Raw genomic sequence first — 19,672 nt, 5'->3', positions numbered from 1 at the left:
ATTCCTCTTACGGCGCCCGCGAGGCGAATGCCTGTATGAGTCAACGATTCGGGTCTGGTAAATGCCCTCGATCTACGAACATCTGAAAGTACCGACGCTGGTCAACGCGGCCGGTACGCTCACGCGCCTGGGTGGGTCGTTGATGGATGCCGAGGTCGTGCAGGCCATGGCCGAGGCTTCGCACGGCTTTGTGCGAATGGACGAACTGCATGCCGCGGCGGGGCAGCGTATCGCCGAAACGACCGGCGCCGAAGCGGGGTTGGTAACCTCGGGGGCTGCCGCGTCGCTAACGTTGGCCACCGCTGCCTGCCTGGCCGGGCATGACTTCGCCCGCATGGACCGGCTGCCGGACACCGCCGGCATGCCGAACGAGATTGTCATCGCACGCTCGCATCGCAACGGCTATGACCATGCGTTGCGCGCGGCGGGGGCACGCCTGGTCGAGGTTGGCCTGGCCGAGCGGACGCGCGATCCGCAACCGTGGGAAATCACGGCAGCGATCAACGAGCAAACCGTGGCCGTGGCCTTTTCGGTCGGCTTCTCGCCGCTCCCTTTGGCTGATGTCGTGGCGGTGGCGAAGCAACGCGGCGTGCCGGTGATCGTCGATGCCTCGGCTGCACTGCCGCCGCGCGAGAACTTGAAGAAATTCATTGCCGCCGGCGCTGACCTGGTCGCTTTCAGCGGTGGCAAGGCGATTCGTGGTCCGCAGGCCTCGGGCATTCTTTGCGGTCGTCGCGACCTGATTGCTTCGGCGGCGCTGCAGATGTGGGACATGGATTTTGTCCCTGAGCTGTGGAATCCGCCCGTGGCAGTTGTCGATCCCACGATCATGAAAGCAGGCGTGCCCAATCATGGGATTGGCCGCGGCATGAAAGTCGGTAAGGAGGAGATCGCCGGCCTGCTCGTCGCGCTCGAACGATTTGCCGCGGGCAGCGATGCGGCTGACTGCGAGCGGTTTACGGCAGCGGCGGCGCAGATCGCGAGTGGGTTGACCGATCTGCCGGGCGCGCGCGTTTCGCTCGTTGAACGCCCGGAGCTTTGGCCGGTAGTGCGCCTCGAGATCGATCCGGCGTCGCGCGTTACGGCGATTGAGATTGCGCGAACGCTGGAGAGCGGCACGCCGGCTGTCTACGTGGCCACCGGAGACGCGCAAGCCGGCCGGCTTGCCATCGATCCCTTCTGCTTGCAGCCGGGCGAAGCGCAGATGGTGATTGCCCGAGTGCAGGCAGCGTTCGGTCGTTGACGCTTGCGCAGCGGCGGGTGAAAATGCCCGAGCGCATCTCGGTTCGCAACGCATCTCTTTCCGCGAGGTTCACGATCATGTCGACCACGGCCGCCACGCCTAGCGTTTTGTCGGAAATGAAGGGTTCGGTGAAGTGGATCTGGTTCAACCGGCCCCAGGTGAAGAACGCGCTGACGCCCGAAGTCGCCGACCAGATGCGGATCGAGATCGAAAAGAGCGTCGACGAGGGAGCGCGAGTCGTCGTCATCAGTGGCAAAGGTGGTGCGTTCTGCTCAGGCGCCGATCTGAAGGCGGTCGGGCCGCGGCTGGGCGAAAACGTCAGCGTCAAGGACATCCTGCAGAATCACTATCACCCGCTGGTGTTGGCCATGACGCGGTTGCCGCTGCCGGTGATTGCAGCGGTGGATGGGGCGTCGGCCGGCATCGGCTGCGATATCGCGCTGGCGGCGGATCTGCGATTGGTGAGTGAGCGCGGCTTCTTCGCCGAGATCTTCGTGAATATCAATCTCATGCCGGATGGCGGCGGATCGTTCACGCTGTCGCGGTTGGTGGGAACGGGTCGGGCTTTGGAAATGGCGATGACCGGCTGCCGCGTGCCGGCCGATGATGCCGAGAAGTGGGGCCTGGCGAACCACGTCTACGCGACCGAGGGCTTCGAGGAATCCGTGCAGCAATTCGCGGCGCAACTGGCCGCGAAGGCGCCGCTATCGATTGCCCGATCGAAGGCCGCGATTCGGCAGAACCAGGACACCGCCACGTTCGAGCAAGCGCTCGAGCACGAGGCGGTCACTCAGCAAGAGTTGTTCGAGACGCACGATTTCGGCGAAGGCGTGATGGCCTTCCTGGAAAAGCGCCCGCCGAATTTTCTGGGCAAGTAGTCCGGGCGCGCCCCGGATGTCGCAAGTCGAAAGAATTCTTACAAGCGGCAGACAGTACTACGCCGCGGCGGATGATTGCTCGTGCTGTTCGATCGATCCGACGAATTGCCGGCGGTAGCTGACGAGCCATACCACGGAAACCGCGCACAGTATCGTCGCGCTGATCGTGGCCGGTGTGTGCCACTCGGCAAGTTCGGGCCAGAGAGCGGCGCCAGCGGGCAGCGCCAGCAGTCTGGCGATTTCGGCCGGTAGCGCCCAACCCTTTTGCTCGAAGATGCCGCCAAAGTTCCCCAGTGACCAGAGCACGAAAACGGCCGGCGGAGCGAGCGTTTGCCAGGGGGCGTGCTGATCGGCGAGCGTCGTCACCGCGACCCCCAAAACCAGCACCACGACAAACTGCACGAGTACGTACGCGCTCAGTCCGCGCGGTAGCTGCGGGTCGTATTTCTTGACCGTTGCCCGGGTCACCTCTTGGGCGCGTGGGCGCTCGGGCAGGCCTGGTGGAATCCAGCCCAGCGGCATGAACCAGATCTTGAACTTGTCGCGCCAGCGCGGCGCGTTCCAGGCGTCCTCGAACAGCTCGACCCAACCGCCCAGGTTGGCCCACAGCGGGTTCATGCTCTTAAGTGGTTTGGTGATGCCGAAGACCGGCTGTTCGACCTCACACTCGAACGTGCCGAACAGGCGATCCCAGATGATGAACATGCCGGCGTAGTTCTTGTCGAGATATTTTGGATTGCGCGCATGATGCACGCGGTGATGCGACGGAGTGTTCATGACCCACTCGAGCGGGCCGAGTCGATCGATGGCCTCGGTGTGGATCCAGAACTGGTAGAGCAGGTTGATACCCTTCATCGACACGTACCAGATCGGCGGAAAGCCAATCACGGCCAGTGGTAGATAAAAGACCCAGGCGAAGCAGCCTTCGAACGCGCTTTGCCGCAGCGCGACTGAGAGATTGTATTCCTCGCTTTGATGATGCACGACGTGCGTGGCCCACGGCGCGGCATATTCATGCGCGATGCGGTGAAACCAGTAGAAGCAAAAGTCAACGCCGAACAGTAGGCCGATGGCGGCCACCCATTTCACCGTTGGCGACGCATCCGCGATTTCGAGTAGGCGGAAGTGGTCGAACAGATACAGGTAACCAGCGAACAGCAGCACATTCAAAAAGATGGCCAGGATCTGATCGACGATCCCACAACTGAGGTCCGTGATCGAGTCGTTGAAGCGGTACAGCTTCTTGCGCTCGACAATGCCGGCCACGATCTCGATGGCCATCAGCAGAAAGAAAAACGGCACCGCCAAGCTGACGTAGTTGATGCCGGAACCGAGAATCGTGTCGACGAATGTGCCCATGATCGAACGGCGAACGGGGTCACGAAGCGAGAAGGGGCGTCAGAAAGTCAATTCTCGCGCAAGGTTACGGGTGCGTCAACGGCTGAAAATCGGCACTCGAATACAGCATGGGCTTCCCTACGGCGCCTGCGGATTCTCGCTCAATAAGTACGCCAGCAGGTCGCGTAACTCGTCCGGCGTTTTTACCAGGCCGGCCGGCATGGCCGAGATATCGCTGGGATGACGTTCGGCGATGTCGCTTTTGGCGAATGTCTTCTTCGTGGCGTTGAGAAGTAGCAGTTCCAAGCGGTCGTTGGTCTCACCGGTGACCAGCCCCGTTTCGACGTGCCCGTCGGTCGTTACCAGTTGTGCGGCGCGAAACACCGGAGCGATCTGCTTGCTGGGCAGCAGCACGGACTCGACCAGGTGCGCGGGGGTAAAGCGTTTGGCCGCTTCGGCCAGGCTAGGGCCGCCCCCCGAGGATTGGCCCGGCACGATGGCGTGGCACTTCACGCAACCTAGCGCGTCGGCGCCGAACAGCTTGCGCCCGCGGGCAGCGTCTCCGGCTTGCACCGCCTGTGACCAATCGACGGACAGGAACGCGGCGGGAATCTCGACCGACTGCTGCGCGCCCGCGGCATCTTTCAGTCGTTCGGCGAGCGTGCCCAGCCCCAACTTTTCGGGCAGTGTCGGGACGACGGTCGGCAGGGCCGTGTATTTCAGATCAAAGCCGAAGTCGCCCCCGACCGCCGCCCGCAAGTCGCGCAGGCGTATCAGCAAGTCGTTGCTGCCTGGCTCGAGCGGCAATAGCACGGTATTGGCAAAGCGATGGTTGCCCGCCACGACGGCGTTCTCGTAAATCGGCACGCCGTTCTGCCAAATCTTCACGGCGCTCGACGAGGTAACGATGAACCGCACGCGCTGTGCGACGCCGCTTTGCAGCCGGCAATAGGCGTAAAACGTATCTTCGCCGGCCGTCGCGTCGGCCTGTGGTAGTGCGAATCGTCCTTCAGGGCCAGCCGCGAGGGTTTGCCACTGCACCGATCCGCGCGGCGCGGTGTATTCGGCGGCAAGATCGACGGCGCCAGACTCGGGCGATTGTGCATTCGTAGCAGCCGACTTCGAAGCGAAGGGGCCGGTAATCCAAATTTTGTCGATCGTGGGATGTTCGATCTTGGCCAACTGCTCTTCGGCCGCGGCCGCCACGACGTCGGCCAGTTGCGCTTCGGTACGCGGATCGTTGAGTAGATAGAGGTAGTACGCCGCCTGCTGGCGGACGATCGCGTGGCTGTCAGCAAGAGATTCTTTGAGCGCGGCGAAGAGCTTTTCTTGCTCCTCGGTGTGCGGCACGGCCTTCCACCACTCGGCCATGGTAAAGCTGCCGACGCGCGCGAGCTTGCGCAGGTCGATCTTTTCGCCGACGTATTGAAGGTCGAAGAACGCGTTGCCGCTGGTGTAGGTCAGCGGTAAGGATTCTGGTACGGGGCCCGTTGCCGGCGGTACGGTTAATCGCGTGCCCATGGCCAGCACGCCGGCCAAACGTGTTGCGGTATCTTTTGACTCGGGACGCGCCAGCTTTTCGATCGGCGCGCGCCGTGCCAGCAGGTGCATCGCAGTTTGGCGGACATAGCTGTCGGCACTGCGCGCCGGCCCCAAAGCGATCGCGTCGATCGGCGGATCTGGCAGCGTGAACCAAACGGCCAATGCCGCGAGTTGCACGGCCGGATCATCGTCGGCCAATGCACGAGCGAATACTTCGCGTGCTGCGACCGCACCGGATGATGCACCAAGCGCCCGCAGGGCCTGCAAGCGTAGCGGCGAGTCATTTTGGTTCGCTAACGCCGCCAGATGCTGGAGGGCGTCTGACTTATTGCTGGCTGCAGCCAACCAAACGAGATGTTTGGCACTTGCATCGGTCGGTTTCGCATTGCGCAAGCGCGTAGCGGCGGCACTCAAGATGTCCCCGCCGCGACGCAAGATTTCCTGATGAGCTCGATTACGGCGTTCCCAAGAGCCCGCATCTAGTTCGCGCCACAGAGCATCGGTCGCGAGCTTCGTCACGTCGTAGGGGGCGAAGGGCCGGTCCACCGGATCGTCGCGCCGCGTGAGCATGACCAGGTCGCTGGTGTACACCGGCGAACCTTCGTTATGGGCCATGTAGGCGATCGTGGCGAACACGCGTCCGCCGCGTCCCACGCCCAGCCCGACCGGCCGCGCATGTGTGCGTCCGGCGAGCAGAAATTGCTCGGCGGCGATGTAACTTGCGCCGCGCTGTTTCAATTCATAACTGGCCACGGCCAGCCGGCCCCACTCGGCGACCAGCAAATGGCCGCGATGCGCGGCGGGCAGGTAATCTTCGTCGTAATAGGTCTGACCGATCGGAACCTCGCGCCCCATGCCGGTGAACATCGTTTCCAACAGTTCTTTGCGATCGGGCGTCTTCTCTCCCATCCAGCCGCGTGGCCAGGAGAAATCTGCCTGCGACGTCACGTGCAGCAACCGGGCGGGTACGTAGTGCTGCGGCAGCGACTCGTGGTCGTTGTCGTTGGTGAACAGATTCCAGTCGTGGTCGGACACCAGACCACCGGGTCCGCGCAAGCCGGTCGCGACGACCTCGAACCCGCTGCCGTCGGAATGGCAACGAAAAACGCCGCCGACGCCTGTGTACTGGGTCTTCGTGCCGGTGGGTTGGCTATAGATCGTCCAATGCCCCCAATGGTCGGCCCGGTTGTAATCGCCGTAGTTCAACAGCGGATCGCCGGCGGTGAAATACAGGTCACCATTCGGTCCCCACGCCAGACCGTGAAAGCTGATATGGACATCGACCGGGATGCCCCAGATCAGGCGTTTCGCTTCAATCCCTTCGCGGCGCGTGCGCGCTCCGGGCAACAGATACAGGGCGCTGGACGTCATGGCGTACAGATCGTCGCCGCGTATTTCGATGTCGAAGACCCAGGCGTCGGCCGGAAAGCGAAACAACTCCTGCCTTGCCGCGTAACCGCCTGCGGCGTCCGGTTCGTAGACGAACAGCGCTTCACGTCCGCCCACGAATAAGCGCCCTTCGGAATCAGCCTTCACGGCCAAGAACGATTCGGTGCGTGACCGATCGAGCAACACGGCCTGCAACTGCGGATCGACCGCCGCGATATCGGTTTCGCCATCGTGCGGGACAATGGCATCGCTGAGCGGGGCCGGCGTGCCGGCCGGTTCAACGACGGCCTTGTTTTGCAGCGTTGACACGTCAGCGTACGCGACGGCCTTGGGTTCGTCGAAGTGCCACAGTCCGATGGTCGCATCGGTAGCGTCGTACGGCTTGGCAGGAATTTTTATTTCCCGAACGCCGCGCGAAATGCGCACTTCGTCCAACTGCCCGTCACAGCCCATGCCTTGCGGTGGATAACTGGCGAAATAGAGCGGACCTGGGTTGGGTTGGGCAGGGCGCGCTGCTAATTCGCGATCCATGACTTGCCGGCCGTCGATGAAAACTCGCACGCGCGACGGTTCGTAGATCATGGCCAAATCGTGCCAGGCGCCGTCGACGACCGGGATGCCGGAATCAATCACGTCCGGCGTGAAGCCTGGAAGATAAGCGCTGAACGTGCCGGTGCCGGCCGCGGTGTAGATTTCCCAGTGCGTGCTCGACTCCTTGGGGCCGTTGGCCACGAGCAGGTTAAAGCCCGCCTTGCCGTGCAGACGCGTGCGGCACTCGACCGTTAGCGGCGGCTTTTGATATTCCGGACGTACGGCCGCAACCGCACGTTGCTTTCGCCCATCGAGTGCATCACCAAACAGCGCATCGCGCGCTGGGTCGATTGTTGGCTTCTCGATTGGCATCGTCTTCGCCGCGGCGCTTTCCGTCGCCGTCTGTTGCGGGCGCCGGGCGGCCCAGGTTGAGCCGCGCCGTACAAGGGCGCTCGTGCCAGGATCGCGCAGCGAAGCCGCGTCGTGACCGAGCACGGTCTGAAACACCCGCCCCCGCCCATACTCGTAAACGAACGCCATGGGTTCGTCATTGTTTGTGATCCGGCTGTGGGCCGTGGCCAGGACGTGAATCGGCTCGTCCCCTTGCTGACGGAAATACAATTCGTCGGTCGTTTCGTAGGGAGTCAGCCCGCGCGTGATTTCGTGATCTCGATCGGTGATCTCGACGCGGAAGGGACCGTAAGCGTCATGACCGCTCTTGCCTGGAGTATGGTCCCAAACGCGGCGGCAGATCTTTGTGCGGTATTCCGGCCAGTCCGAATCCGCGGCACCGGGCAGGGAGAAATTGAAGGCACCGTTGGCGAAATGCACGAGCGTCAGGCCGCCGCCGGCCTGCAGGAACTTAATGAAGTTGTCTTTTGCCTTGTCGCTCAGGCCAGGCTTTTGCCAATTGCAGTAATTCCACACGATCAGATCGAACTTGGCGAGGTCGTTACCGGCCAGGAACTCGGGATCTTCCTTCACCGTGATTTCAAAGCGCGGATCAGCAGCAGACAATGAGTCGACCAGCACCGGCGTGGTCTCGCGCCACAAGTGGGCCGGATGATGATTGCCGGTAATGAGCAGCGTGCGAATCGGGCGATTGTCGGCCTTCGTCGCCTCGCCGGAATCGGGCAATGTCGATTGCACGCCTCCTTCGGGCACCACGGCATGGGCCGTCCATAACAGGGCGTTGAGAATCATCTTGCGAAAATTCTCGACCTGCCAGTTGCTGTGGAAGTGTCCGCCGGAAAAACCGAAGCCACGCCCCCCGCCGGCACGCTCGACGGCATAGGCCACGACCTGCGGATCCTTCTCGCCGGGAATGTCTGTCACCAGGATTGGCGCCAGCCGTTTGTCGTCAGGCGTGAAGCGCAGGTTGTAGTAGTACTCTTCTTCCAGCTCGAACGGCGTAAGGCCGGCGCAAACAGGATGGGCCGGCGTGCCAGGTTGGGCGGTCGTCTTGTGCGTGCCGATCTTCGAGAACCAATGCCGCTCGCCGGGCCCGCTTTGATAGTCGAAATAACCGCCGATCCAATCAAGGAACTGTCGCCCCCCTTTTTCGTTCGGCACGAAGATCGTGTAGTGCAACGCCACGAATCCACAGCCGCGGTGCATCTGTTTTTCGATCGTCGCCAACCGGTTGGGCTGCAACAGCGGATGATCGCGCTCGTCGTGGTCCGAGCCATCGCAGAAAAAGAAGATCGTATCGGCATCGTCGAAAGTCTTCGGATCAGCGGGCCAGCCATCGGTGTGCACTTCGACATTCAGTTGCGGCGCGTTGGGAGACTTCTCCAGGCATGCCTTCAGTAGCCGCGCCCCCTTTTCGTATTCGTGATGACCCGGCCCGTGACTTTTGGTGCCGGCCACGAGGACGATCTTTTTGCGCGGTGCATCGGCCGGCGCTGCATCGACGGGCGGATCCGCTGCCAGTAGCGGCGCTATGAGGATGAGCGAAAGCAGCAATGTGGAAAGTGAGCGAACGGGAGTGGGCATAGCGGGCGGGCCTTGTTGTAAATCAAACCGGGACCGATAGACTGCCGAAGCAGCCGTGTGGCCCGTTGTTTTCAGAGGTGAAATTCGCCGAGGCGGGAGTTTCTGTGTCGGCGACTATTTTGGGCTGCCGGCAGGCACGACGTCAAACGCCGTGCGGCGGCTCGATCAAGTCTCCTCCGACGAAGACAACCTTCGAAGAAATGCTCACCGAAACGCAGTTCACCACCGACGACGTCACCTTAAACCTGGCGGTCGGCCCCGCTTCCGGAGCGCCACTTTTATTGCTGCATGGCGTAGCGCGGCGCTGGCAGGATTATGTCACGCTGATTCCGATGCTCATGACGCGCTGGCAAGTTTTCGCGCTCGATTTTCGCGGTCATGGCCGTTCGACGCGCGCCGCGAATTACCTGGTGATCGACTACGTGCGTGACGCGGTGCAGGCGATTGAAAAACAGTGCAAAACGCCGACCGTCGTCTTTGGCCACTCGTTGGGGGCGATGGTCGCGGCTGCCGTCGCGGCCGAGCGAGCCGAGCAGGTGCGGGGCGTGGTCCTCGAAGATCCGCCGTTTGGTCTGCTGGGGTCCGACGTTCGGCAGACTGTTTATCACAGCATGTTCTCGGCCTACGGCAAGCTGGCGGGTACGAGTCAAAGCATCGATGAGCTATCTGCGCGGTTGGCCGATGTGACGCTCGACGCGCCGGGCCAGGCGCAGCCGCTGCGGCTAGGTGATGTGCGCGACCCGGCGGCGCTGCGATTCATGGCCAGTTGCCTGGCGCAGCTCGATCCGGCTGTGATGACACCGCTGGTCGAAGGGCGCTGGATGGACGGGTATGATCAAGCGTCGCTCTTGTCGCGCATCGCTTGCCCCGTGCTGCTATTGCAAGGGGACGAGGCGCAAGGGGGCATGCTGGACGATAGGCGCGCCGCGGGTGCCGTGGCCGCATTACGACACGCGACCCACGTGAAGGTGGCGACCGCCGGGCATCAGATTCACTCGATGCAAACCGAAACGACACTGCGATTGGTAACGAACTTCTTGGAATCGTTGTGAAGAACAACCGTCGTCGCGAAGCCAGCCGCCGCCGAAAGATGCTTTCATGAAAAACGCAACGGGCACGACCATCGTCGAGAACGGGCAATTGATCGACGGGACCGGGGCACCGCCTGTGCCGCACGCGGCCGTTGTCGTACGCGATGGGCGAATTGCGTACGCCGGGCCTGCTGCCGGTGCGCCGGCGATACCAAAGGATGCCGTACGGATCGACGCGGCCGGCGGGACGATCATGCCGGGGCTGGTCGAGGCGCATTTCCATCCCACCTATTTCGACGTGGCCGAACTGCAGGATCTGGATATCAAGTATCCAGTGGAATACGTCACGCTGTTGGCCGCGGCCAATGCACGGTTGGCGCTCGAATGCGGATACACGGCGGCCCGCAGCGGTGGCAGCCTGTTCAATATCGACGTGTGGCTGAAGAAGGCGATCGAAGAGGAACTGAGCCCCGGCCCACGCCTAGCCGCCAGCGGACGCGAGATCTGTGGCGCCGGCGGTTTGATGGATTGGAATCCCGACTTTCGCAAAATCGGCATGGAAGGGCTGGTCCTGCTGATCAACGGCGCGGAAGAGGGGCGCGGCGCCGTTCGTAAGCTCGTGAAGGATGGCGTCGAATGGGTGAAGACGTACCCCACCGGCGACGCCGCGGCGCCGGACACTAACGATCATCATACGCTGTGCATGACCTTCGAAGAGATGCATGCCGTGGTGGCCGAGGCACACAATCATCACTTGAAGGTCACCGGACATTGCCGCGCAACGGAAGGGATCAAGAACGCGATTAAAGCCGGCTACGATACGCTCGAGCACGGTACGTTCATGGATGCCGAGGCGCTCGACATGCTGCTCGTTCGCAATACGCCCGTCGTGCCGGCCTTGCAGTTCGAGTACGCCAGCGTCGAGCGCGGCCGGGAATTCAAACTGCCGCAGGCGGTGATTGATGGCCATCAAGAAACGCTCGAAGGTGGGGCCGAATCGGCGCGAATGATCCTACGCGCCGGCGGACGCATCGGCCTGGGAGGCGACTATGGCTTTGCCTGGAATCCGCACGGCGACTACGCCAAGGAAATCAGCTTCTTCGTGAACTACGTCGGCTTCACACCGCTCGAAGCCATTCGCTCGGCCACGCAAACTGGCGCCGAAATCATGGGGCGTGCCGACGAGTTCGGCACCGTCGCCGCGGGAAAGTTGGCGGACCTACTGGTGATCGACGGTGATCCGCTCGTCGATATTCGCGTCTTCGAAGATCGCTCGCGATTCATCGCCGTGATGCAAGGGGGCGTGGTTAAGGCGGGCCGTTTGAACCGAGCGTAACAGAGTGATCCGCCGATTACGCAGATGGACGCAGATTTTAAAATCTCGGAGTTCTCTGTGGCCTCGGTGGCAATTTGTCTTTTCAGCCATCTGTGAAATCTGCAGATGACATCTGGTGTGTCGAGGACACACCCTACATTTTGAGCTGAGAATTGCATGGAACTTCGCTCCTTGGGAAACACCGATATTCGGGTGTCGCCAGTTGCGCTTGGTTGCTGGCCGATTGCCGGCATGACGAGCCTGGGAGTGAACGATGCCGACAGTCGGGCCACGATCGCGTCCTGCCTGGACCTGGGCATCAACTTTGTTGACACCGCGTACAACTATGGCCCGGATGGCGAAAGCGAGCGTTTGATCGGGCAGGCGCTGGGCAAACGCCGCGACGAGATGGTCATTGCGACCAAGGGTGGATTGAACTGGGGTCCCAAGGGAGAGCGCGTGCATGACGCCCGGCGCGAGAGTTTGAAGCGCGAGTGCGAAGAGAGTCTGCAGCGTCTGGGAACGGACCGCGTCGAATTGCTCTATCTGCATGCTCCCGATCCGCAGGTGCCAATTGCCGAATCCGCCGGCGCTCTGGCGGAACTGCTGGCCGAAGGCAAAACGCGATCGGTCGGCGCGTCGAACCTCTCGCTCGACCAGTTGAAAGAGTTTGCCGCGGTCTGCCCCTTGGCGGCGTGCCAGCCAAAATACAACATGCTGCAGCGCGAGATCGAAGAGGACATCCTGCCGTGGTGCATCGAGCAACAGGTGTCGCTGGTGGTGTACTGGCCGCTGATGAAGGGTTTACTGGCTGGCAAGCTGCCGCGCGATCACAAATTCGATCCGGCCGACGGACGGGTGAAGTATCCGATGTTCCAGGGAGAAGAATGGCAGAAGAACCAGGATCTGGTCGATGCCCTGCGCGAGGTCGGATGCGAGGCCGGTAAGTCAGTCGCCGAGGTTGTCATTAATTGGACAATCCATCGTCCCGGCATCACGACAGCGCTCTGCGGCGCCAAGCGTCCGGAGCAATTGCGCGAGAATGCCGGCGCTCTGGGCTGGCGATTGAGCGCGGCTCAACTAGCCGCGATCGATAGAGCGCTGGCCGCACGTGGCAAAGCGGTTTCGCGAAATGCTGTTTAAGCAGGCGGACGTATTCGTTGAACAGATCATTCGTCGTCAAATCCGAGTGCATCCAACGGAATCGGTAGTTCCGAAGAGGGATGAACGCGATATAGCAGAATAGGCAGATTACGGGACGCGACAGCAACTCGACGTAGTACGAGCAACGTGGTTGCGTTCTCGCACCCAGTGACGTCATGGATCCGCCAGCGTGAAGGTGCCCCAGTTGCTGGGACAAGCGAAAGCGCTTCGCCATCCTCAATAAGCTCCCACGTACCATGTTCGTCGATCCGATCCTCCGACGATTGCGACGAACATATTCTTCGCGTGTACCTGCCGTCACGCCAAACGGATAGGCGCCAGTCGGTGCGATCGCCACCGATGCCATAAATCGTTCCTTTCCAGTCACCAATTATGGGCCTGTCGTTTGGCATGTTCATATCGTACTCGGGCAATACATTAGTTGGAGACGCTTAGCAGCGGCAAAATTGACAATCTCGACCGGCGGGTTATGTTTTCGGGCCATCGCTCTGCGCCCTTGTTCCATTTTGTCGTGTTGCACGCCGTCACGGGGATCGTATGCCGCGAGTGACGAGCGCCCGAAAAGTTCGTGGCGTCATCCTGGCTGTGCTGCTTATGTCGGTCATTGCCGACCCTACTGGCGTTCTCGCGACACCACCCTCGGCACGTCCGGCACAGTCGTCAGCCGCGCGCAATCGACTGCCGTCCCGCAATGCCACGGCATCGGCCGTGGCGAATCCGCTTCGTGCGACGTCACCGGTAAAGCTGCCGCAAACCGTACAGGTTACGAAGACGAACGAGCAGGCGCCAAGCTCACCGATTAAGGCCCAATCGCCACCGCCGCCGGCTGTCGAAAAACCTTTCGTACCGAATACTGGCCGGATGCAGATTTTTCGCGCCGCGGAAAAGCCCGTGATAACGGAATCGCCAAATGGAACCGGCACACGGCTGTTCCCCCAAGGAACGATCGGGAAAGCTCAAGCCGGCTCGACTCCCGTGATGCGTTATGAAGATGTGGCCCGCGGCGCGGCGCTCGTGCCGGTGAAACCGCGCACAACCGCAACAGCTCCCGCAACGAGCAAATCGCAGGCACCACCTGCAAAGACCGGCACTGCCGATGCCGTGGCCAGTGAACCTGAGGTAAAACGCCTGCCACCGCTGGATCGCACGGCGCCGCGACCGCGGCTGCCTCCCGGCGTCAAGCTGCCGCAAGAGCCTATCAAAATCTATCCCGAAACGGATCGGTAGATCATTTGTTGGCCGCGGCGCTGCCTTGCCTTTCTGGCATCCGCCGAGGCGTGCTCGTAAGATGAGGCCGTTCCATACGGCTTCATTATCGGTTTGTGCAGTCCATGAGCAGCGACCGCGCGGAAACTACGCGAAGCGAATTGCCGGCCGACGTGCCCGCGTGCGCAGTCCTCGCCGGCACGCTGCATATCCATGTGGCGTTTGATATCGGTGGCGAGGTGAACCTCGAGCGGGCGCGGCAGTTGGTGCCGGCCGAGTCGCAAAGCTTGCCCCGGCGGCCGCGGACGCCATCGTCGATCGCCTATCGACCGCCCCCGTTGCGTTTTCAATTGCCGGCTACGCGGCTGGTGCTGGCTGAGTTGGGCGAGACCGAGGTCACGATCGAGGCAACGCTCTTCGATTTCGGCGCGGTCAGCGTAGCGTTGCGCGCGCCGTTTCAGCAATCGCCCGCGGCGCTGATGCGTCTGGCGCGCGGACTGGCCGAGCCGGGGGAGTTGGTGCGCACGGCACGGCAAGCTTTCGCGCCGGTTTACGCGAACCTGTTGCCGGCGATTCATTTGCCGCATTGGAGTGAGTTGAGCGAGGAGTATTTCGTCTTTCAGTTGCCGCCAGACAGCCCGCTGCCGGTGCCGGCGGAATTAGTCGTGCAACATGGCGCCTGGCTGGCCGGGTTGGTGCGGCTCGAGGACGAGCCGCTGAGTCCTCAGGAGATCGACGAGGCGCTGAAAAGCCGGATCAGCTACGGTCCGCGCGATCTGTTCGTGGCGGAATGGTCGGCGGCGTTCTTGCTCGATCAGGACTGCGGCGAGACGTTGCAGATCATCGAGTTTGCCAATCTGCAATTGCTCGAGTTCCGTTTTCTGGACGAACAGCTCGACCGACGGTTGGGCGAGGCTTATCGGCTAATCCATCCCGTGAAGCGGTCGTTCCTGCCGTTCTGGCGAACGCATTCGCTGCCGCTGCGGGCGCTCGGCGAGCTACGGATGGAGGCGAACGACATCTTCGAACGAACCGGCAACGTCTTGAAGTTGGTGGGGGATCAATACCTGGCCCGGGTCTACCGGATGCTCGCCGGCCGGTTCCACCTGGACAACTGGGAACGCAGCATCGAGCGTTCGCTGCGGACGATGGAGGACGTCTACGGAATCGTATCGGACCGGGCTGATACGTTCCGTGCCGAGTTCATGGAGGTTGTCATCATCGTCTTGATCGCGCTCGAGATCATCCTGGCGCTGGTGAAGGTCGGATGAGACCCGCGACGCCTGGCCTGTCGAACGCGACTTCTTCGCGAATCGCGGCAGGAACTTCTTGCGGCGCGCCGCGCGCGGCAGTACGCTCGCAGGCATGAGCAGGGCAGGTCGAAGTTCTTTCGACCTTTGCATTCGCACGACCGATCAGGAGTTCAATCGACCATGCCGATCGTCCATACACTTCATCAAGTTCGTCCGATGTTCGTTTTTGCCGTCCTGTGCCTGGCGCTCATGGCGAATCCTGAAGCCATCATCCGTGCGGCTTCGGCAGAGGAATCTGACGTCAAGCGGACCGAGGACGTGATCTATGGCCGCAAGTTCGGCACGGCGCTGACGATGGATGTCTTTCAGCCGGCGAAGCCAAACGGCGCCGCGGTGATCTTCTGTGTCAGCGGCGGCTGGTTCTCGGCACATGAATCAATCAATACCGGGTTCGGCGCCGAGCTGCTGAAGCGCGGATATACGGTTTTTGCCGTGGTCCACGGCAGCCAACCAAAGTTCACGATTACCGAGGTGCTGCAGGACATGCACCGCGCGGTGCGTTACATTCGCGCGCATGCGAAGGATTACGGCATCGATCCGAATCGAATCGGCATCAGCGGAGCCTCGGCCGGCGGCCATTTGTCATTGATGCAGGGAACGGCCGGCACGCCGGGTGATGCCGACGCCAAGGATCCCATCGATCGCGAGAGCAGCCGTGTGCAGGCGGTGGGCTGTTATTTTCCGCCAACCGATTTCCTGAACTACGGTCAGCCAGGCGAGAACGCGATGGGACGCGGCGTGCTGAAAGACCTGCGCGCGCCGTTCGACTTCGAGGAGTTCGACAAGGAAACAAAGCACTTTGTACCAATCACGGACGAAGCGCGTCTGGTGGCAATCGGCAAGGAGATTTCACCGGTAACGCACGTCACGGCGGACGATCCGCCGACACTGATCATTCACGGCGACGCCGACAAGCTGGTGCCGATTCAGCAGGCGCAGTCGATCATCGAGAAGCTGAACGCGGCGAGTGTGCCGACAAAGCTGGTCGTGAAAGAAGGGAAAGCCCACGGTTGGGACAATTTGACGGCCGACATGACGGTCATCGCCGATTGGTTCGACAAGTACCTGGCAGCGCCAGCCGCCAAGTAATCGCAAAAGTGCGTGGGGCATCCACGCGATGCGGCCAACGCATCGCAGCGCCTTGTCAACGGGGACGGGCATGTCACGGGCAATATTCATCACGGGCTATCCCGGCTTCATCGCTGGGGAACTACTTGAGCGCTTTCTTGCCGAGCCGGAAACGACGGTGCGCTTGCTGGTGATCCCGACCATGCGCGCCGTGGCCGAGGCGGCGCGCGACGCCATCCCGCACGGCCGCGAGCGCACCGAGATCATTCTGGGAGATATCACGCGGCCGCAGTTGGGCCTGGATGAAGACGCCCGGAGGCGCATGGCCGCCGAGGTCGACACCGTCTACCACTTGGCCGCGATCTACGACCTGGCGACACCGCACACGATCTCGCAACTGGTCAATGTGACCGGCACGAAGAACGTGCTCGATTTTTGCGAGACGTTGCCGAAATTGTCGCGTTTGATCTATTTTTCCACGGCATACGTTTCTGGCACGCGCACCGGCCGCGTGCTGGAAGACGAACTCGAACAGGCCAAGAGTTGGAAGAACTATTACGAGCTGACGAAGTGGGACGCTGAGGTTGCGGTCCGCGCGCGGTGGAATCGCATTCCGACCATCATCATTCGGCCTGGCGTCGTCGTCGGCGATTCACGCACCGGTGAGATCAACAAATACGACGGGCCGTACTTCGTGATTCGGGCGCTGGCGGCACTCGAAAAGAGCGGTTGGATCCGCTGGAGCCGGTACTTTTGGTACGGTGGACGGGACACGCGTTTTTACATGGTGCCGGTCGATTTCATTTGCGACGCGACCGAGTATCTGGCCAAGAAGCCCGACGCGGCGGGCAAATCTTATCACGTGCTGCCAAATCCGGCCGTGACGATGGGCGAGATGGCCGCCGCGATGTTCCAGGCCTTCGGCGTACGTCCGCCCCCCTATAGCGCGCCTCCGTGGCTGGGGAAACTGACGTTCAAATTGTTTCCGGTCCTGTCGCGGGCACTACAGTTTCCGCCCGAGGTATTTGCGTACATGAAGCATGACGTCGAGTACGACACGCGCAATCTGGATGCGGCGCTCGCCGGCTCGGGCATTCGCTGCGCGGCGCCGCGCGACTGCATCCCGGCGATGGTCGATTACGTGCGCCGCCACCCCGAGATTCCCGCGAACTTCGGCGCAAACGCCACGAGCCTGCCGGAGCGTGTGACCACTTCGTAGCAAGCTGTTGATGAAAACCTTGCCGGTTGATGGCCGGGAGATGCTGGGCGCGCCGCAGCTGTGCCCTGGAACCTGATTCTAGAAATTGGCTTTCGTCGCGCCACTTTTGGCGTCGGGTGGCCTGGAGGTTGCATCATGGTGCGAAAGTTCGCAATGGCGCAACTGCTCTTCGATCGCGGCTCGTGTCGGCGCGGACTCGGGAAGCAGACGCAGGCATTCGACGAATGCGGTCGCCGCTTCGGCGTAACGCTGCTGCTGGAACAGGGCCTTGCCGAGTGCGATATGGCCCTCGGGAAAGTTGGGCAACGATTTAATCGCCCATTGGAAATTCTCGATCGCTTCCGCGGCATCGCCCGATGCAAGCAACGAGAGCCCCAGGTTGTAATGGACGAAGCCCGGGCAGCCCTCGTGTTGGAGAGCTTTCCTGTAATGAGCGACGGCCTCTTGGGTTCTGTCGAGCGCCAATAGCGCCGCGGCCAGGTTGTTGTGCGCCGCTGCCGCGGTGGGTCGCAATGCCAATGCTGCCTGGTAATAGCGGATGGATTCGGCCGCGTTGTCGTTGCGCAGTGTGTCGGCGAGCGCCAGGTTGGCGTAAAAACTATCGGGATGGGTTGACTGCACTTGTTTCATGAACGCCGTCGCATCCAGGCCGACCGCATCCAACCGCTCTCCGAGGACTCCCAGCAATTGAACCGTAGGATCGGCCGCCAGCGCCGTGGAAGCCAAGTGCGAGAGCGCCTCGGCGCGGTGCCAATTGGCCGGATCGCGCATGCGGTGCCGCCAGCCGAAGTCGTCCGCGTCGAGCCGGCGCGCGAGCTCCAGCAGCCATTGCTGCCGGCTTTCGTCGGTCTCGCACAGCGACCAATCATCCAATCCGATCACCAACTTCCTTTTGATGTCGGAGTCGGTGAAGCGACTGGCCACCAGTTCGGGATCATCATGGACCGGCCCCAGGCCAATGCGGGCAAAGACCTTTTCGTATTTTGCCGCGGCGCGTGGATTCAGAAATCGGGCGCCGTCGATCCCGTTTAGCGCCAGGCGGCGCTCTTCACGGATGCGGTCAAGCTCTTCTATGTCGTCCAGATCGGCAACTGTCCGATCGATGCGCTGGCGTATATCTTTGAATCCACCATCCCCCAGTTTGACCAGCACGGCGCGTGCCTCGGCATAGCGCCCTTCCAGGAGCGCGCGAACGCCCGATTCGTACCGCGCGGTGAGCCGAACCTTTTCCGAACGTCGCGTCGCGGCCATCGACCACTGGTGGGCGACGTCGCTCGCGACGATGATGACCAGCACCGTCCCCGTCACGGCCAGGGCCGTGAGGAGTGGATTTCTTCGAACCCATCGCCAGGCCCGTTCGGTCGGCCTCACCGGTCGCGCATGAATCGGCTCGTGCCGGAGGAAACGTTCCAAGTCGGCGGCCAGCTCGGCGGCCGTAGCGTAGCGCTTACGAGGATCCTTCTCGAGGCACCTCAGACAGATCGTCTCAAGATCGCGGGGAACCTTTGGATTGAGCCGCGAGGGGGGAGTCGCTTCCTGCGAGATCAGTCGTTGCTCGGTTTCGGAAAGAGTTTCGCCGCGGAACGGCGGTCCGCCGGTGAGCATTTCGTAGAGAATCGCCCCTAGCGCAAAAATGTCGACCGCAGGGTCTGCTGCGGACGACTTGCCGGTCATTTGCTCGGGCGCCATGTAGCTGGGCGTACCGAGTCTGATCCCGGTATAGGTCAGCTGCATGTCCAAATCGATGCGACGGGCGAGCCCGAAATCGCTGATCTTGGGCGAGCCCTCGGCGGTGAGCAAAATATTGGCGGGCTTGAGGTCGCGGTGGATGATTCCGTTTTGATGCGCCGCCTCGACGGCGTGGGCCACGGTGGCAAGCAGCTGTGCCGAGTCTCGAATCGGTTGGCGAGCTTCGGCCAGCCGCTTGGCAAGGCTGCCCCCCTCGACGTATTCCATCGTATAGAACGGATGCCCATCGACGTCGTCGACGTCGAAGACCTGCACGATATGGGGATGGCGCAGGCTGGCAACGGCTTCGGCTTCGCGCACGAAGCGCATATGATCCTGGGGACTGGCATGCACGCCGGCCAGCAACATCTTGAGCGCAACGGAGCGATTCAGGTTCAGTTGCGTCGCTTTGTAGACAACCCCCATTCCGCCTTGACCGAGAGTCGATTCGATCTCGTAGCCGGGAATGACGGGCTTGCGGTTCCAGTTGTGGGACGGCGCTGCAACGGAATCGCCGGTCGTGGGAAACAGGGTGAGAATCTGCGCCTCGACATTGCGCAGCAGCAGTAGCTGCCGGCGCACGTCATCCAACAACTCGGGATGCTGCGCGCAGACTTCTTCCGGGGTCCGGTTGGTTTCGAGAATGATCTCGATCAGCTCGTCGATCTGTATGTCGGTCGCCATAGATCATTCAGTCCGCGGTATACTGTGG

General features: G+C 61.8%; 12 protein-coding genes. 9 read left to right on the top strand and 3 right to left on the bottom strand.

Going from position 1 to position 19,672, the window contains the following annotated elements; translation table 11 throughout:
- The first annotated feature begins 61 nt into the window (after positions 1 to 61).
- On the top strand, positions 62 to 1,243 hold the full coding sequence (locus VGN12_26265; protein HEY4312984.1) for an aminotransferase class V-fold PLP-dependent enzyme: 1,182 nt from the start codon (positions 62 to 64) through the stop codon (positions 1,241 to 1,243).
- A gap of 23 nt (positions 1,244 to 1,266) precedes the next feature.
- Positions 1,267 to 2,121 carry an enoyl-CoA hydratase-related protein gene (locus VGN12_26260; GenBank protein HEY4312983.1) on the top strand — a complete coding sequence of 285 codons (855 nt, stop codon included), beginning with the start codon at positions 1,267 to 1,269 and terminating at the stop codon, positions 2,119 to 2,121.
- A gap of 57 nt (positions 2,122 to 2,178) precedes the next feature.
- Here the strand turns inward: VGN12_26260 and VGN12_26255 are convergent, their stop codons facing one another.
- Both VGN12_26255 and VGN12_26250 read right to left on the bottom strand, forming a co-directional pair.
- On the bottom strand, positions 2,179 to 3,480 hold the full coding sequence (locus VGN12_26255) for a sterol desaturase family protein (GenBank protein ID HEY4312982.1): 1,302 nt from the start codon (positions 3,478 to 3,480) through the stop codon (positions 2,179 to 2,181).
- A 117-nt stretch (positions 3,481 to 3,597) separates the two neighbouring features.
- Entirely contained in the window at positions 3,598 to 8,916 is a 5,319-nt protein-coding gene (locus VGN12_26250; protein ID HEY4312981.1) for a ThuA domain-containing protein, read from the bottom strand.
- 104 nt (positions 8,917 to 9,020) lie between these two features.
- Here VGN12_26250 and VGN12_26245 point away from each other — a divergent pair, with 104 nt between their 5' ends.
- The 7 genes from VGN12_26245 (at position 9,021) to VGN12_26215 (ending at position 17,232) form a co-directional block, all read left to right on the top strand.
- Positions 9,021 to 9,968, top strand: a complete 948-nt coding sequence (locus VGN12_26245; GenBank protein ID HEY4312980.1) for an alpha/beta hydrolase — start codon at positions 9,021 to 9,023, stop codon at positions 9,966 to 9,968.
- A gap of 46 nt (positions 9,969 to 10,014) precedes the next feature.
- Complete coding sequence (locus tag VGN12_26240) at positions 10,015 to 11,283, top strand: amidohydrolase family protein (protein ID HEY4312979.1); 1,269 nt, start codon at positions 10,015 to 10,017, stop codon at positions 11,281 to 11,283.
- A gap of 156 nt (positions 11,284 to 11,439) precedes the next feature.
- Positions 11,440 to 12,405 carry an aldo/keto reductase gene (locus VGN12_26235; protein HEY4312978.1) on the top strand — a complete coding sequence of 322 codons (966 nt, stop codon included), beginning with the start codon at positions 11,440 to 11,442 and terminating at the stop codon, positions 12,403 to 12,405.
- 567 nt (positions 12,406 to 12,972) lie between these two features.
- Positions 12,973 to 13,653, top strand: a complete 681-nt coding sequence (locus VGN12_26230; protein ID HEY4312977.1) for a hypothetical protein — start codon at positions 12,973 to 12,975, stop codon at positions 13,651 to 13,653.
- Between the two features lie 104 nt (positions 13,654 to 13,757).
- Positions 13,758 to 14,903, top strand: a complete 1,146-nt coding sequence (locus tag VGN12_26225) for a hypothetical protein (GenBank protein ID HEY4312976.1) — start codon at positions 13,758 to 13,760, stop codon at positions 14,901 to 14,903.
- A gap of 162 nt (positions 14,904 to 15,065) precedes the next feature.
- Positions 15,066 to 16,034 carry an alpha/beta hydrolase gene (locus VGN12_26220; protein ID HEY4312975.1) on the top strand — a complete coding sequence of 323 codons (969 nt, stop codon included), beginning with the start codon at positions 15,066 to 15,068 and terminating at the stop codon, positions 16,032 to 16,034.
- Positions 16,035 to 16,104: 70 nt separating this feature from the next.
- On the top strand, positions 16,105 to 17,232 hold the full coding sequence (locus tag VGN12_26215) for an SDR family oxidoreductase (protein HEY4312974.1): 1,128 nt from the start codon (positions 16,105 to 16,107) through the stop codon (positions 17,230 to 17,232).
- A gap of 78 nt (positions 17,233 to 17,310) precedes the next feature.
- Here the strand turns inward: VGN12_26215 and VGN12_26210 are convergent, their stop codons facing one another.
- Positions 17,311 to 19,644, bottom strand: a complete 2,334-nt coding sequence (locus VGN12_26210; GenBank protein ID HEY4312973.1) for a protein kinase — start codon at positions 19,642 to 19,644, stop codon at positions 17,311 to 17,313.
- Positions 19,645 to 19,672 lie beyond the last annotated feature (28 nt).

The sequence above is a fragment of the Pirellulales bacterium genome, from assembly GCA_036499395.1.
In the GTDB taxonomy this organism is placed as follows: Bacteria; Planctomycetota; Planctomycetia; order Pirellulales; family JACPPG01; genus JACPPG01.
Note: the sequence above shows the minus strand (reverse complement) of the source record. Positions and strands in the feature narration are given on the sequence as shown.